Below are 17091 nucleotides of genomic sequence, written 5' to 3'. Positions count from 1 at the left end.
AAATGAAAATAATAAAATATTTATTCATAAGTATGTTACTGGTGTTTTTTTTCGCCTGTGACAACGAGATTGTAGATCAAGACCCTATTGGCAATACCGAAGCCGCATTTTTTCAAAATGAGGCCGAAATGGAAGCTGGGGTATTCGGTATCTACCAAAAAATGACATTTTTCTATAGGTTTGCTTCGGCAAGGTATCTTCAGCCATTGCAGTTGTTACCTTGTGATAATTTAAGCGTTCCAAATTCTGCATATGATTCATTCAATGGTTTAGGCCCGAATGATTCCCGTATTACTCAGCTATATCGCTATTCATATGAACTCATCGGTAGAGCCAATGTTGTTTTAGAGAAAATAGAAGAGAATGGTGATTTTGCCTATGACCCTGGTTCAGATGCGAAAGACTACCATAAGGGAGAAGCACTTTTTTTAAGGTCGTATTCCCACTTCAAATTATGGAACACTTTTGGAACGGCACCTATTTCTACCAAAAGAATAAAGGAAATAGATGACGCTTACCTTCCGAATTCTTCAGGAACTGAATTACTAGATCAAGTTGTGCTTGATTTAACTGAGGCAATAAATCTATTACCAGAATCATGGGATGCCAATAACCTTGGAAGAGTAACCAAGAATTCAGCACGAGCGTTGTTATTAAAAACCCTAGTTTTTAGAGGGACGGTAAACCAAGATAACGCAGATTTCGTCAATGCATTAGTGGCTTTTAATGCTATATCTGGTGTTTCTTTAAGTCCGAACTATGTAGATAATTTTAATATTGAGACTCAGAATAACTCTGAATCTTTATTTGAATATCAAGCATCTAGTAATGTTACACGAACAAATCCGTGGTTGCCTGGAAATGGGCAAGATGATTTTCCTGCCAATGGTGAGATTAATACTCACTATACTTTTTTTAGTGGGGGCGGATTTCAGAGAACGTACTCGGCTACTAATTCTTTAATAGATGCATACAATCCAGATGACCCAAGACTTGAAATATCTTTTGATGCGACCAATAATGATGTTTTAAAATATCATACTACGGATGTAGTCATACCAGGAATAGGTGGTAACTTTTTATCAGAAAACAATCAGCGAATATTGCGTTATGCCGATGCTATTTTATTGGCTGCAGAAGCTACAGTCCGATCTGGCGGCAACTTAGCTGATGCTATTGCGTTAGTAAACCAAGTTCGTGAAAGAGCTCGTAATTCTTATTCAATTTTGAATTTAAATGCGAATGGTAATGTTATCGTTCCTGCTGCACCTTCTCTAGAGCCGGCAAATTTAGCGGTGCCAGCAAATAGTGAAGACGCATTAGATCTTATTTTTGAAGAAAGAAGATTAGAACTTGCTGTTGAGGAAGGTCATAGATGGTATGACCTAAGACGCAGACATATTGCTGGTGAAATCGATTTGACCAATTTCAATTTCGACACAATGGATCCAAGCGCGACATTTCAGGCATTTAATGTTAATTTTCCTCTTCCTGATAGTGAAGTGATTCAAAACCCTAATCTAGATCAAAATACAGGATATTAATAAATTTGAATTAGTTAGTTTAGATTGAGAAAAAGAATGGGCTATGTAAAATTGTAAGTCCCATTCTTTTTTACCCTTTTGTATGTATTCTTAACCTAAAAATTAGAACTTTTGAAATGAAAAAAATAAGATATATACTTTTCTTTATTGGCGTTGCCTTATTTTTTTTAGTACTTCTTGTTCGGATAATAAGTTGGACAAGAAAAAAGAAAACAGGTTATTTCAATTATTTTCCGCTGAACGTTCAGGCGTTCAATTCGAAAATACTTTAGAAGAAACAGACTCATTAAACTACTTTACATATCCCTATATTTATATGGGAGGCGGCGTATCTGTTGGTGATTTGAATGGTGATGATTTACCTGAAATATTTTTTACCGGTAACATGGTAAAAAATGCGCTATACCTAAATAAAGGAAACCTAACTTTTGAAAATATTGGAGCGAATGCAGGTATTGAAGGTGACGGACAATGGATGACGGGTGCCACAATGGCCGATATCAACAATGACAGCCTACTGGACATCTATGTTAGTGTGTCTGGCCTGTCAGGGTCCACCAAAAACCTACTATTTATAAATAAAGGTGTAAATGCCGAAGGTATTCCCACGTTTGATGAAGAAGCAGAACGTTACGGTGTAGCCGATTCAGGGCAAAGTACACAAGGTACTTTTTTTGATTATGATGGCGATGGTGATTTAGATTTGTATGTTGCTAATTATCCTAAAACTCCATTTAAGAGCCCCAATAGCTACTATAGAACGAAAATGGAAAATCCAAAATGGGAAGATTCAAGTCATTTGTATGAAAACTTGGGTGATGGTTCTTTTAAAGATGTCACTCGCGGAAACTGGTCTTCTTCAATTTGGTCTTTCTTTAAGTGCTTCAGCCGGAGATTTAAATAATGATGGCCACATAGATATATATGTGTCCAATGATTTTGCTAGTCCTGATTTTTTGTACATGAATAATGGTGATGGTACGTTTACCGAAAAATCAAAACTTGTAACTAAGAAAACTTCTTTCTTTGGCATGGGCTTAGATATTGCCGATTTCAATAATGATGGTTTATTGGATATTGTTCAAGTAGACATGACTCCTGAAGACAATCAAAGATCGAAAGCCAATATGGCAAGTATGGATGTTCCTGGCTTTTTAGAAATGGTAGATTTTGGTTTTCATCATCAATATATGAAAAACTCGCTACAAATTAATCAAGGAATCAAAAACGATGGAATGCCTGTATTTAGTGAAATATCATATCTGGCAGGAGTTGCAAAAACAGATTGGAGCTGGGCAAGCCTATTCGCTGATTTGGACAACGATGGGTTAAAAGACATTTTTATTGCCAATGGTACCAGACGCGATATTAATAATAGGGATTTTTTTAAAAAAATCAATCGATCTACTTTTTCATCTTGGAAAAACCAAGAAGATAAAAAAACTTCGTATCTCGATTTACTCTCCGAAATGCCCTCTCAATCAATAGAAAATTATGCATTCAAAAACAACGGTAATCTCACGTTTTCTGAAAAACAAGAAGAGTGGGGTTTAAACTTTAAAGGCTTTTCTAACGGCGCAGTTTACGTTGATTTAGATGCGGATGGCGACCTTGAGGTTGTGACCAACAATATAGATGATAAGGCGAGCATCTTTAAAAACTTCGCTGTCGAGAATGGGCAGCAATTCCTTCAACTAAAGTTAGAAGGGCCAAAGCAGAACCCATTTGGAGTTGGTGCTAAAATTACACTTGCTACAGAAAATATAGAACAAACAAATGAGGTAACCTTAACTCGTGGCTTTCAGTCTTCTGTAGAACCAATAGTTCATTTTGGTATAGGCAATGCCAATATTGCCCAAAAGATTAAAGTTCATTGGCCCGATGGAAAAGTTCAACACCTAAAGCAAATACTTATAAACCAAAGACTTGTCATAAACTATAACAACGCCCACTTTGAACAGAGTACCAATGTAACCGAATTTGATTTAGGTGTTTTTTCGAAAGCCTCAAATTTGCAAGGGCTAATATATGAACATAAAGAAAATGAGTATAACGATTATCTAAGAGAACAACTCTTACCTTATCAAACCTCAAAATTAGGTCCCAAAATTGCCGTTGCAGATGTAAATGGAGATAAATTAGAAGATGTTTTTATATGTAGTGCTGCCGGCTCAAGTTCGGCACTATTTCTTCAAAAAACCACAGGAACATTTGAAAAGTCAAATATTACGCTCTTAGAATCGGATAAACAATTTGAGGATGTCAATGCGGTTTTTCTCGATGCAAACTTAGATGGGCATCAAGATTTATATGTAGTCTCCGGCGGTAACGAGTTTTTAGGCGATAACCCCATGCTTCAAGATCGCCTATATCTGAACAAAGGCAATGGTGAATTCATGAAATCCTTAGGCAAATTACCTAAAATGCATACAAGTGGGGGTGTAGTTGCGCCTTATGATTTTGATGCGGATGGAGATTTAGATCTGTTCGTGGGAGGAAGACTTAGCCCTGAACAATATCCCATTGCGCCAAGAAGCTACTTCTTAGAAAATATTCAGATGAATAATGGTGAATTTCAATATAAGGATATAACAAAAGAGATAGCGCCAGAACTATTGAATCCAGGTATGGTTACCTCAGCCGCTTGGAGCGATTTTGATAACGATGGAAAAACCGATTTAATTATAACAGGAGAATGGATGCCCGTTCGTTTTTTCAAAAACCAAGCATCTCGTTTCGTAGACAAAACCCATCAATATGGTTTGGATAAATCATCCGGATGGTGGTCTAGTATTCTTTGTGCAGATTTTGATAATGACGGAGATGATGACTACGTGGTTGGTAATTTAGGATTGAATCACAAGTACAAAGCATCTGAAAAAGCTCCCTTTGAGGTATATGCGGCCGATTTTGACAAAAATAAAAGAATAGATGTCGTCTTAGGATACAATTCAGATGGGGTCAAATATTCAGTAAGGGGAAAGCAGTGCTCTTCACAAGCAATCTTATCGGTTAAGCACAAATTTGATAGTTACGAGCAGTTCGCCTCAGCAACTCTTGAGGATGTGTATACCAAAGAGGAGCTGAACAAAGCTTTGCATTACGAGGCCTTCCAATTTGCTACCAGTTATATCGAAAATAAAGGAAACGAAATTTTCGAGATGAAGCCTTTACCAAATGAAGCACAATTCTCTTCGGTAAATGCAATTTTAACTGAAGATTTTAACACAGATGGAAATCTAGACCTTTTACTCCTTGGTAATTTTTATCCCTTCGAAGTAGAAACACCACGAAACGATGCTTCAACAGGTTTGGTACTACTAGGAGATGGTAAAGGAGATTTCAGAGCATTATCATCTAAAGAAAGTGGTCTTTTAGAACAAACTGATGTAAGAGATGCCAAGTACTTAAAGCTTCATAACAATCGAAAAAGCTTATTAATCGTGAGCAATAATGATAGCTTAAGACTTTATCATGTAGACAAAAAATAAAATCTAATGAGAATACAAAAAAATCAATTTATTGTGTTTCTTATTTGTATTTTAAGTAGTGCATGCAATTCGAATTCGAAGGGCAATTATTCTAACAAATCATATGAATCATGGTCTTCTTATTTAGGTGGTGCTGATCGCAACCATTTTTCTACCCTATCTAAAATTACACCAAAGAACGTAGCTAAGCTTGATATGGCTTGGTCTTATGAATCTGCAGTTTGGGGGCAAATGCAAATGAATCCAATTATAATAGATACCATCCTATATGGAGTTACAGCAGCCAAGCAACCCATCGCTTTAGATGCAAGAACAGGAGAAGAGATTTGGATTGTTGGTGATACACTTAACAAGTCTGCTGGCAGAGGCGTTACCTATTGGTCAAAAGAAGATGACAAGCGTATATTATTCGTCAGAGGTTCGGAGCTTATGGCCGTAAATGCATTGACAGGCAAGGCCATAACGACTTTTGGAGGTAATGGAAAAATTGATTTACGAAAAGGGCTGCCAGAGATAGCAAGAAATAAATTCATGACTTCTACAACTCCTGGAACAATTTATAAAGATTTAATTGTAATACCAACCCGTGTTACCGAAAGTGAAGGAGCAGCACCTGGAGATATTATGGCTTTCAATGTTATAAACGGAAACTTAGAATGGGTATTTCATACAATACCATACCCTTCGGAAGTTGGTTACGATACATGGGAAGATAAAGAAGTTTATAAAAATGAATCTATAGGAGGAGGCAATAACTGGGCGGGAACCGCATTAGATAAGGATTTAGGTATTTTATACGTTCCTACAGGTTCATTAGCACCAGATTTTTATGGAGCAGATAGAATAGGAAAGAATTTATATTCAAATTCTTTATTAGCCCTAGACGTAACTTCAGGGAAATTATTATGGCATTTTCAGTTTGTCCATCATGATATTTGGGATAGAGACCCTCCTGCGCCGCCTAACTTAATAACTGTAGAACGTGAAGGAGAACAAATTGAAGCTGTTGCTCAAGTAACCAAACAAGGATATGTTTTTGTCTTTGATAGAAAAACAGGAGAATCTCTTTTCGAAATAAAAGAACAACCGGTTCCTCAATCTATTTTTGCCGAAGAAAAAGCTTGGATCACACAACCAGTACCAGTACTTCCTAAACCATATGCAAGGGGATCTAATACAATATTCCCTGAGAATGTTAATCCATATTCTATAGACAAAGAAGCTTTAAGAGATTCTATTGCCGCAATGGATAATCGTTTATTTGCGCCTCCAAGTCTAGAGCCCGTGTTATTACTCCCTGGCTATGATGGTGGTGCAGAATGGGGAGGTGCTGGAGCGGATCCTTTTAATGGTATTCTTTATGTGAACTCCAATGAAATGCCTTGGGTTTTACAAATGGAACGAAACGAAAATCAAAAAGAAAATAGTTCTAAAGGAGAAAAATTATATAGGAACGTTTGCGCTTCTTGTCATAAAAATAAACGACAAGGTGTTGTATTAAGTGGTTTTCCTTCTCTTATCGGTTTAAAAGACAGGCGTTCAATACAAGAAATAGAACAAATATTAAGTCAAGGAAAAGGCATGATGCCTGGTTTTCCTCAGATAACAGGAAATGAGAAACAAGCACTAATTAACTTTCTTATGGATATAGAAACCCATGATGAAAAAGAACTCACTAAAGAAATAGTAGAAAATATTAATTCATCTCCATATAAGCATAAGGGATACAATAAATTTTTAGATTCCAATGGACTTCCAGGTATTGATCCTCCATGGGGTACGCTACATGCAATAGATTTAAATAGCGGAGAATATTTGTGGTCAATACCCTTCGGAGAAACCCCCGAATTAAAAAAGAAAGGTATTCTAAATACAGGAACAGAAAATTATGGCGGCCCGCTAGTGACAGAAAATGGATTACTATTTATAGGTGCTACAAAAGATGGTTATTTTAGAGCATTCAATAGACATACAGGGAAAATTCTTTGGGAATATATGCTGCCAGCCCCTGCTTTTGCGACCCCATCTACCTATCAAATTGATGGTAAACAATACATTGTAATTGCATGTGGTGGTGAAAAACTAGGGACAAAAAAAGGAAATCAAATAGTAGCTTTTACACTTAAATAATGCAGAATTAATATGAAAAAAGACTTATTTTTTCTAATCTTATTTTTGGGGTTTACACTTCAAATATTTTCTCAGTTTCTTCAAGTTAGTGAGAGTGGAAGATTTATTCAAACAAGTAATAAGCAAGCCTTCATATGGCTCGGTGATACTGCTTGGGAACTATTTCATAAGCTTTCTAGAGAGGAAGCTGTTTTCTATTTAGAAACTAGAAAAAAGCAAGGATTTACTATAATTCAAGCAGTTGTATTGGCCGAGATTGATGGTATAAAAACTCCAAATTTCTACGGAGACTTACCTCTAATTGACTTTGACCTTAATAAGCCCAATGAAGCCTATTTCAAACATGTAGATTTCATCGTAAACAAAGCAAATGAACTTGGTTTGGTTATGGGTTTGTTGCCTGCTTGGGGCGACAAGGTATTTTCTGAATCCCCTGGTAAAGGCCCCGTAGTTATGAATCAAAAAAATGCGTGCAAGTATGGGAAATATTTAGGCAAACGCTATAGAGATCATAAAGTTATATGGATTTTAGGTGGTGATCGAGATATTGCAAACTTAGAGGTCTTTGAGACATGGAAAAAACTGGCCTTAGGCTTAAAAAAAGGAGGCAAGGAAAAACACTTAATAACCTACCATCCTCGTGGAGAAAGTTCATCCTCTTTCTGGTTTCACAACGAAACTTGGTTAGATTTTAATATGTATCAAAGTGCTCATAATCGAAAATTCAATCCGGTATACGACTGGTCAGAAACAGAATATTTAAAAACCCCGGTGAAGCCTTTTGTAGACGGCGAGCCAGCATACGAAAATATACCTGTTCGATTCTATAGATTTATGAATAAAGAATTGCCTAGAAAAGTGTCCGATAGCGTTCTAAATAAGGATGGGATAATAGTAAATCCCAACCACTTTAAAGATGGATTTTTTAATAGCCACGATATTCGACTACATGCTTATTGGAATTTTTTGGCTGGTGCCTGTGGTTATACCTATGGCAATAATGCCGTATGGCAAATGTTTAAAAAGGGAAATGAGGTAATCTTACCAACCCTTTCTGATTGGAAAACTGCTTTGAATGATGAAGGAGCCACACAGCTTATTCACCTGAAAAATGTGCTAAAAACCTATTCCATTTCTGAACTTTTTCCCAACCAATCGCTGATTTATGGTAAAAATAGTAAAAATGAAGATCATATCAGAGCAGCTACAGCATTAAATTGTAGTTGGGCTTTATTGTACATGGCGAAAGGTCAAAATGTTAGCGTAGATAGGAATAAAATTGAGGGAGACGTCTTGTACGCTGCATGGTACAACCCAAGAAATGGTACGGTAACACAAATTGAAAACCTTTCAAAAGAAAGAATATTGGATTTTCAACCGCCATCTAACGGTGAAAACAATGATTGGTTATTGGTTTTAGATACCAAAACAGAGAGGGGCGTTCAACTAGAGGAATATCAAGGTGTTTCCACGTCTAACAAAAAATAATTCGTGCAAGTATTAGTCAAGACGGCAGTAGTTATAGCGATGAAGATTATAGTAAAGAAAAAACGAAATACCAAAGTGAGTATAGGATAATTAGAAATTACAGTACTGTTGAAGTATTTGTACTAGACACAAAAACCTATTTCACTCATGACAAATGTCACTATGTTGTAGAGAAGCATTTGAATTATACAAATGGTTTTTAAATCAAAGCAACCAAATTAATTATATGTACACACACAAAAAAAATGCGCTACTTGTTATTCTGCTATTAAGTGGGTTTTATTTTTCAAATGCGCAGCTAAGCATTACGCCCACCAAAACCAATGGTGTTTTTTCTGTTGGAGAAACAGCTAGTTGGAAAATACATAATGAAGGGAAAAATGCCATCGATTCGATTCAATTTTCCATAAAACAAGGAGCTTTAACAATTCTTTCCGAAGGCCCTCTAGTATTGAAAAAAGGTAAAGCGACCATAGAGCATAAGTTTAAAGAACCCTCGGCTGTATTAGTAGAGATACGATGGAAGACAACCAAAAGTGAGTGGCAAAAAATACTAAGTGGAGCTATTGCCGACCCTGAAAACATTCCTCTTTCGGCAAAAAAGCCTGCAGATTTTGATGCTTTTTGGGTTGATAAAATAAAAAAGCTATCCGCAATTCCCAAGCAAACTCAGTTAAAGCAAATAGTTTTAGAAAATGAAAAAGACATAGCCTACTTTCATATTAAAATGTGTAATATAAACCAAAGCAGTATTCGCGGACAAATTGCAAAACCTACTAAAGGAGAAAAATTCCCCGCGTTATTAATAGTACAATGGGCTGGTGTTCATCCGTTGCAGCCAGAATGGGTAATTGATAAAGCAAAAAAAGGATGGTTGGTACTTAACATCAATCCTCATGACCTACCCATCGATCGAGAGCAAGACTTTTATAAGGCGAAAAAAGAAGGACCATTGAAACATTATGCCGCTATTGAAAATGAGGACAAAGAAAAAGTTATTTTCTACGAATGTTTCTATCTTGCTATAGAGCTGCACAATACCTTACCGAGAGACCAGATTGGAACGGTGAGACATTGGTAGTAATGGGAAGCAGCCAAGGAGGCCTGCAAAGTCTGGTTACGGCAAGTTTACATTCAAAGGTTACTGCTGCTTTAGCTGCAATACCAGCTGGTTTTGATACCATGGGGCCAACTATTGGGAGAAAAGGTGGCTGGCCTAATTGGTATACAAATACTAAAAATAGAAATGCTTCTTTGGTACACGAAACAAGTAGGTATTTTGATGTTGCCAATTTTATTTCTAACATAAAATGCCCAGTATTGGTAGGTATAGGCCTTCTCGATCAAGTTTGCCCGCCAGCGGGCATCTATGCTGGGCTAAATCAATTAACAAGTGCAAAAGAATTAGTTTTAATGCCTAAAGCACAGCACCAGGTAAAAGAAGGTTATCATGACGCCTATAACGAAAGACTAAATAATTATTGGCTTCCAAATTTAAAAGCAAAAACATTTACTATAGATTAATAAATTTCACAAATATGATTGTATCATTTTCACAAGTATAGACTACTCAGAATTTCTAAACAGAAAATCAAAAAGGTGATTTCATAATGCTTTAACCAACTAATTATAACCGAATACGAAATAATTATGATAAAGAATAGAATGCTGCTATTAATTAGCATACTACTAGGGTTTTACGGCAATGCTCAAGAGTTTGACACCCAAACCTATTTTTTAAACGATTCTACTAGTTTAAAACTAGATTTGTTTAAACCCGCTGTTGCTGATTCTGTAAAGACACCATTGGTTCTTTTTATACATGGAGGAGGGTTTTCTTCTGGCGATAAAAAAAGTGGGCATAATTTGGCTAAACACTTAGCAAAAAACAACATTGCCTGCGCAACAATAGATTATACCCTTTATATGGCTGATAAAAACTTTAGTTGTAAAGGTATAACTTCAGAGAAGATTAAAGCAATTCAGATTGCAGCAAGTGAAGCTTGGTTGGCAACCAGCTATCTTATAGCGCAAGCGCAAGAAATTAATGTTGATACGACCAAAATATTCATATCTGGGGGAAGTGCTGGTGCAGAGGCAGCACTGCATGCAGCATTTTGGAATAGGGATAAAATGCAACACTATAAGCACAACCTGTCTTCAACCTTTAAATATGCAGGTGTAATAGCCGGAGCAGGGGCAATAATAGATTTGAACCTTATTACTTCAGAAAATCAAATTCCCGCAATGTTTTTTCATGGAGATGAAGATCCAGTTGTTCCATATAAAACTGCTGCTCACCATTATTGCGCATCTGATGCTACCGGTTGGCTTATGTTTTTTGGTTCTCATTCTATCGCAAAGCATCTCGAAAATATGAATAGTACGGTATACTTAAGTACGTTTAAAGGAGGCGGTCATGCATATTACGCGGGTGTGTTATTTAATAAAAATCAGGAGCTTATTACCAATTTTATAACAAAGGTGTTGGCAGGTGAAAAGTATATTCGATATGACGAATTCATTGTCAAAAAATAGCATCAAAGTCAACCTAGCCAAGCCTAAAAAAGTCTAAATAATTTCATAAATAATCAAGTCTAAAATGATACTTCGTACAAAATTATTGCTGTTAACAGCCTCTTGCGTTGCAATTGTTTCTAACATTAATGCTCAAACAAAAGAGCACTGGAAGTGTTTTCTGTTAACGAGAATCTTAAAATGGAGTTGTTTCTACAAGAGAAACAGCTTTCCTATACCGTTTCGTTAAAGAAAAATGGAAATTTTGAAGAAATTATTGAAGACTCGCCTTTGGGCATTCTTACTGAAACTATAGACTATTCTACCAATGCTTCTTTCCTTGAAGAAGCCAGCCCCCATCGCATAAATGCTCGGCAAAAAACACTAACAGGCAAAGCTTTATCACTTCATAACATAGCGAATGAGCTGGTTGTAACTTTTATGATAAACGAAAACCCCTTAGATGTAATATTACGCGTCTACAATGATGGAGTGGCTTTTAGGTATAGACTTCCCAATGCCAAGAATAAAAAAATAACAATCTCAGGAGAAAAAACAGGATTTAACTTACCAGAAGGAAAAGCGTGGATACAACCGTATGACGATGTTACAAAATGGACACCGGGATATGAAATGCCTTATCAAAACGAAATAGCCATTGGCAAAGAATCACCAAAAAAATGGTTGGGCTTTCCCTGCACTATTTCATACAAAAGATGCATGGGTCTTATTAACTGAAGCAGATTTAGGAAGAAATTTTTATGGAGCTCATTTAAATAAAAATTGCGACGAAGGTCTATACACCATACGTTTGCCAGAAAAGAAAGAAGCAGAAGGACTTTATGAAACAAACGCAACCTTAAAGCGTTTTCCTTGGGTATCGCCATGGCGTATAGCCATAATAGGTGACAATTTAAATACAATAACGTCCTCGAATATTGTAAAATTAGTATCTCCTGAAAGCAATTTAAAAGATGTTTCTTGGATAAAACCAGGACGCGCTTCCTGGAGCTGGCTTTCCGATCATGACAGTCCGAAAAACTATCAAACTTTAAAGAAGTTTATAGATTTCGCCGCTGAGATGGGTTGGGAGTATTCTTTGGTAGATGCAAATTGGAATATGATGAAAGGTGGAAACTTAAAAAAACTTACCCGTTATGCTAAAGAAAAAAAATAGGCCTTTTTGTTTGGTACAATTCTGGAGGTCCCCACAATACAGTTACAGAAGAAGTACGAGATAAAATGCATATTGCTAAAAGAGAAAAGCAACTTTTAGGAAATTGCAAAAATGGGGAGTGAAAGGAATAAAAGTAGACTTTTTTCAAAGCGATAAACCAAAAATAATGAACCAATATGTTGAAATTCTAGAAGATGCTGCGCAACATAAAATAATGGTCAACTTTCATGGGTGTACCATACCTAGAGGACTGTCAAATACATATCCAAACTTATTGACCATGGAGAGTGTTCATGGAGCAGAATGCTATACGTTCAACAAAAATTACCCAGAGAATGCTCCTATTCAAAATACAATTCTTCCAGTAACCAGAAATGTTATAGGTTCTATGGATTATACGCCGGTTATTTTTACAAATATGGAGTACCCACACATAACAACCTATGGCCATGAACTAGCACTGTCTGTATTGTTCGAATCAGGAATATTGCATTTTGCTGATGCTATAGAAGGATATAGGTTGTTGCCCAAAGCCCCTAAAACATTTTTAAAGAATGTGCCCGTAGTATGGGATGAAACAAGATATGTTCAAGGTTGGCCTGGTAAAGAAATGGTTTTAGCAAGAAGACATGGAGACTTTTGGTATGTTGCTGGTGTCAATGGAGAGGATAAAAAGAAGCAAATGAGTTTCAAACTACCTTTTCTTTCTAAAGAAGAACATAAGGCAGAATTGATTTCTGACGGACCTACTGCACAAGAATTTAATACTACCATATTAAAACTAAAACAGGATACATCCATTAATGTAAATGTATTACCCAATGGTGGTTTCATCTTAAAGGTTAAGAAATGATTTAGACATAATAAAAGTAAAAAAGTGTTTTCTATCGTAAGTATTTTTAAATTGGTTTAACGATTACAAATAATAATTATGTACACAAGCTATTTTCGGAGTTATTCTTTTCAAGATCAGTTAAAGAAGCAAACTATTGGTCGTCTTTTATGTATTTTAATTCTACTGGGGTCAATTGCTTCTTGCCAAAAGAAAAAAGAAAAGAAACAAATTAATGAACCAATTAAAAAGCCCAATATCATTTACATATTGGCGGATGATTTAGGGTATGGTGATTTAGCTTCCTATGGCCAATTAAAAATAAACACCCCAAATTTAGATCGAATGGCCGCCAATGGAATTAAATTTACGCAACACTATAGCGGTTCAACCGTATGTGCTCCTTCCAGATCATCTTTGATGACTGGGCAACATACAGGTCACACTCCCATTCGCGGAAATAGAGAAATAAAAACGGGAGGGCAGATGCCATTACCCAAGCAGACTATCACAATAGCGAAACTATTACAACAGGCTGGCTATAAGACAGCTGCTTTTGGAAAATGGGGTCTAGGCTATGTAGGTTCTGAAGGAGACCCTAATAAACAAGGTTTTGAACTTTTTTATGGGTACAACGATCAAAAAATGGCTCATCGGTATTACCCCCCTTATCTTTGGCGCAATGAAAAAAGAATACCTAGAAGGAAATGACTGGACGAACAAAGAAACCTATGCCCCAGACATCATTCAAAAAGAGACTTTAAAATTTATTGAGGAAAATAAAGATAAGTCGTTTTTTGCATATGTTCCATTAGTATTACCTCATGCCGAACTGATTTCTCCAAAAGATTCCATTCTAGAAATATACCAAGAGAAATTTCCAGAAAAACCGCATTTAGAAACCGCAGATAACTATACATCAGACTATGGCCCTCAAATAGAGTATTTTAAGTATTGTACGCAAGAGACACCAAAAGCTGTTTTTGCCGCAATGGTTCAAAGAATAGATGTCTATGTTGGGCAAATAGTAGACAAAGTTGAAGAGCTAGGTATTTCGGAAAACACCATTATTATGTTCGCAAGTGATAATGGCCCACATGCAGAAGGAGGAGCAGATCCAGAATTTTTCAACAGTTCTGGTGGGCTAAGAGGTATAAAAAGGGACTTGTATGAAGGAGGTATTAGGGTACCATTTATCGTAAATTGGAAAGGGAAAATTAAAAAAGGAACAGTTACACAGCATCTTTCAGCTTTTTGGGATGTAGTACCAACAATTGCTGATATAGCAGGGTTTGAGAAACCAAAAAATGTTGATGGCATTTCCTTTTTGCCAACGCTTTTAGGAAAAGCTGACCAAACACAACACGGATATCTATATTGGGAGTTTTCTTATCATGGAGGAAGACAAGCGGTACGTAAAGGAGATTGGAAAGGAGTTCGCTACAATATTGAAGAAAATAATGATAATAGTATCGAATTATATAACCTTTCTAAAGACCCTTCGGAAACCATTAATATTGCTGATAAGCATCCTGATATAGTGAAGGACATCAGGAGAATTTTTAATGAAGCACGCACAAAATCATACGAATTTCCATTAGGAAAGTAATTTGATTCTAATCAGACACAAATTAAAGTACGGTTGAATATCATATTTTGTTTTTTTATAGCACCAAGCTACCATTAAAAACAATGAATTGCGAGCTATGAAAATCAACGAATAGAATAATTAGATTACAAAAAAAATAAAATCAATTGGCATGAAAAAAGCATTGAAATACATTTTTACATTTTTAGTGATATTAGGTTTAGGTTGCGCCGAAAAGTCTGAAAAGTCAAAAGAACAGAAGCCTCCATTAATTTCTCCTTTCTCAGATGTAGATACCTTGGCAATCAATGATTGGTGGAACAGGGCCGACAATTCCATAATAAATTTAAAAGTAGGTCGCGATAGTGTTATCGCCTTTGGCATCTATACCGTTTCAAACGAGACCTTAAAACTAAGTGCCCAGTTATACCCGCTCTTTCCAGAAGAAACAAGAGAGGTACGCCTTGAATTAAAACAGAATGGCATATGGAAAGAAGCCCAAACCCAAACCATTAACGACATTGGCTGGTCAGCTCTGTTTCGAATTAATAATTGGGATGACTCAAAAGATGTTAAATATCGTATTCTACATGGTAAAAAAGCTCAATATGAAGGGATGGTTCGCAAAAATCCTGAAGAGAAAGAAACAATTGTGCTGGCTGCACTTTCATGCAATTCTAACAAAGACCGTAGTATGCGAGAAAATTATGTAAGAAATATAAATCACCAAGACCCTGATTTAATATTCTTTGCTGGAGACCAATCATATGACCATACCGAACATACTGCGGCTTGGTTGAAGTTTGGACTCCAGTTTCGCGAGACTTTTCGAAATAGACCCGCAATCACGATTCCCGATGATCATGATATCGGTCAGGGGAATCTTTGGGGTGAAAACGGTAAGGTTTCTAAAACAGAGGGTAGTCCCGATGGTGGTTATAAATACCATCATGAATATGTAAAAATGGTAGAACGCTGCCAAACCGCTCACCTACCCGACCCTTATGACCCAACGCCCATTGAACAAGGCATTGGAGTATATTATACCAATCTGGTTTTAGGTGGAGTAGATTTCGCCATTATCGAAGATCGCAAATTCAAATCAGGGCCTGAGGGTAAAATACCGCAACAGGGTCCTCGACCCGACCATATCCGCAACCCAGAATATGACCCAAGCTCGATTGATATACCTGGACTAAAATTGTTGGGTGACCGACAGCTTCATTTTTTAAAAAATTGGGGCTCCCAAAACCCAGAAAGGCTGAAAGCAGTACTCTCCCAAACCGGATTCTGTGGTGGTGCTCACATTCACGGCAGTAAAGAAAATAGACTTCATGCTGATTTAGATTCTAACGGCTGGCCTCAGACAGGGCGTCAAAAAGCCCTAGAGTTAATTGAAGAAGCAGGTGCTATACATATCGCTGGCGACCAACATTTGGCAACAGTAATCAAGCAAGGAATCAACGAATTTGGTGATGGCCCTTGGTCATTTGTTGTACCCGCAATTGTCAATGACTACTATAGTAGGTGGTGGTGGCCAGAAGACGAGAAAGCCGGCGTCAACCCCAATCTAAACACTTCTCTCCCTTGGACAGGGGATTACCTTGATGGTTTCAATAACAAAATCAGTATGATGGCCTATGTCAACCCAGAGAGCAACTCAAAAGGCGGGGGGTATGGTTTAATCCGTTTTAGTAAAAAAGACAGAACAACTACTTTCGAATGCTGGCCGCGCTATGTTGATGTAACTAAAAAGGAGGCTAAACAGTTTGAAGGATGGCCGATAACGGTAAAAATGAAGAAATAACCTCGGGGCAAGCCCGCGAGGCATTAGAAGGGAAACTAACATTGATTTCGACGCAAGCGTCGGAGCATTTTAAATCTCGATTATCGAGTAAATTGATGAAGTTAAAAATGGTGCAAAGTAATCAAAAAACAGCTCTGATGATATTTTTTAAATCGAGTTCTAGAGCATATTTTTTCTGGTTCTTACTCATCATCTGTTGTCTCTTTTTTAACGCCTGTAAAAAAGAAACTCCATTTCTGGAGATAGGACTCATTGCGGACCCACAATATGCTAACCAACCCACAAAAGGCAAACGTCATTACAATGAATCGCTTTGGAAACTTGAGCAAGCTATTGATACGTTCAACTATTATCATGTAAATGCCGTGCAAACTCTAGGCGATGTAATCGATACCAATATAGAAAGCTTTGATTCAATTCTCCCTAGATATAAGTAACTCAATGGCGCTATTGAAAACTATCAATTACTAGGCAACCATGAGTTTTGGATTGATTCGGCACGTGTAGCAGAACTGCC

The 17091-nt window shown here is 36.8% G+C and carries 15 protein-coding genes and 1 pseudogene; all 16 read left to right on the top strand.

All coding sequences use genetic code 11. From position 1 onward, the window contains the following. The first annotated feature begins 2 nt into the window (after positions 1-2). The 16 genes and pseudogenes from AC0L5U_RS01105 (at position 3) to AC0L5U_RS01030 (ending at position 17011) form a co-directional block, all read left to right on the top strand. Positions 3-1544 (top strand): RagB/SusD family nutrient uptake outer membrane protein, encoded by a 1542-nt coding sequence (locus AC0L5U_RS01105; RefSeq protein WP_473414205.1) that lies wholly within the window; start codon positions 3-5, stop codon positions 1542-1544. A 193-nt stretch (positions 1545-1737) separates the two neighbouring features. Then, a complete protein-coding gene (locus AC0L5U_RS01100; protein WP_473414202.1) occupies positions 1738-2448 on the top strand; it encodes an FG-GAP repeat domain-containing protein in 711 nt (236 codons plus the stop codon). Next, positions 2378-5035, top strand: coding sequence for a VCBS repeat-containing protein (locus AC0L5U_RS01095; RefSeq protein WP_473414199.1), 2658 nt, complete (start codon positions 2378-2380; stop codon positions 5033-5035). The genes AC0L5U_RS01100 and AC0L5U_RS01095 overlap by 71 nt, the downstream gene beginning before the upstream one ends. A 6-nt stretch (positions 5036-5041) precedes the next feature. Further along, positions 5042-7165, top strand: coding sequence for an outer membrane protein assembly factor BamB family protein (locus tag AC0L5U_RS01090; protein WP_473414198.1), 2124 nt, complete (start codon positions 5042-5044; stop codon positions 7163-7165). Positions 7166-7177: 12 nt separating this feature from the next. Then, positions 7178-8653: a glycoside hydrolase family 140 protein gene (locus tag AC0L5U_RS01085; RefSeq protein ID WP_473414196.1), complete on the top strand. Its 1476-nt coding sequence runs from the start codon at positions 7178-7180 to the stop codon at positions 8651-8653. 226 nt (positions 8654-8879) lie between these two features. Next, a complete protein-coding gene (locus AC0L5U_RS01080) occupies positions 8880-9734 on the top strand; it encodes an acetylxylan esterase (protein WP_473414195.1) in 855 nt (284 codons plus the stop codon). After that, complete coding sequence (locus AC0L5U_RS01075) at positions 9662-10177, top strand: acetylxylan esterase (RefSeq protein WP_473414193.1); 516 nt, start codon at positions 9662-9664, stop codon at positions 10175-10177. The genes AC0L5U_RS01080 and AC0L5U_RS01075 overlap by 73 nt, the downstream gene beginning before the upstream one ends. Before the next feature lie 126 nt (positions 10178-10303). Next, positions 10304-11191: an alpha/beta hydrolase fold domain-containing protein gene (locus tag AC0L5U_RS01070; RefSeq protein ID WP_473414191.1), complete on the top strand. Its 888-nt coding sequence runs from the start codon at positions 10304-10306 to the stop codon at positions 11189-11191. Positions 11192-11344: 153 nt separating this feature from the next. Continuing rightward, complete coding sequence (locus AC0L5U_RS01065) at positions 11345-11908, top strand: glycoside hydrolase family 97 N-terminal domain-containing protein (RefSeq protein ID WP_473414190.1); 564 nt, start codon at positions 11345-11347, stop codon at positions 11906-11908. Further along, positions 11829-12347, top strand: coding sequence for a glycoside hydrolase family 97 N-terminal domain-containing protein (locus AC0L5U_RS01060; protein WP_473414189.1), 519 nt, complete (start codon positions 11829-11831; stop codon positions 12345-12347). The genes AC0L5U_RS01065 and AC0L5U_RS01060 overlap by 80 nt, the downstream gene beginning before the upstream one ends. A 100-nt stretch (positions 12348-12447) precedes the next feature. Beyond that, positions 12448-12627, top strand: a pseudogene (locus AC0L5U_RS01055) (glycoside hydrolase family 97 catalytic domain-containing protein); the annotation flags it as partial. Then, complete coding sequence (locus AC0L5U_RS01050; protein ID WP_473416133.1) at positions 12628-13200, top strand: glycoside hydrolase family 97 C-terminal domain-containing protein; 573 nt, start codon at positions 12628-12630, stop codon at positions 13198-13200. It begins immediately after the preceding pseudogene. Positions 13201-13278: 78 nt separating this feature from the next. Beyond that, positions 13279-13890, top strand: coding sequence for a sulfatase-like hydrolase/transferase (locus AC0L5U_RS01045; RefSeq protein ID WP_473414186.1), 612 nt, complete (start codon positions 13279-13281; stop codon positions 13888-13890). Then, positions 13862-14788, top strand: coding sequence for a sulfatase-like hydrolase/transferase (locus AC0L5U_RS01040; RefSeq protein WP_473414185.1), 927 nt, complete (start codon positions 13862-13864; stop codon positions 14786-14788). The genes AC0L5U_RS01045 and AC0L5U_RS01040 overlap by 29 nt, the downstream gene beginning before the upstream one ends. A 151-nt stretch (positions 14789-14939) precedes the next feature. Continuing rightward, complete coding sequence (locus tag AC0L5U_RS01035; protein ID WP_473414183.1) at positions 14940-16574, top strand: metallophosphoesterase family protein; 1635 nt, start codon at positions 14940-14942, stop codon at positions 16572-16574. Then, positions 16544-17011: a hypothetical protein gene (locus AC0L5U_RS01030; protein WP_473414181.1), complete on the top strand. Its 468-nt coding sequence runs from the start codon at positions 16544-16546 to the stop codon at positions 17009-17011. Before AC0L5U_RS01035 ends, AC0L5U_RS01030 begins: the two co-directional genes overlap by 31 nt. Positions 17012-17091 lie beyond the last annotated feature (80 nt).

This window comes from Jejuia sp. G7-7 (genome assembly GCF_055808955.1).
The sequence above is the reverse complement of the archived record's forward strand: the minus strand, read 5'-3'. Positions and strand labels throughout refer to the sequence as shown.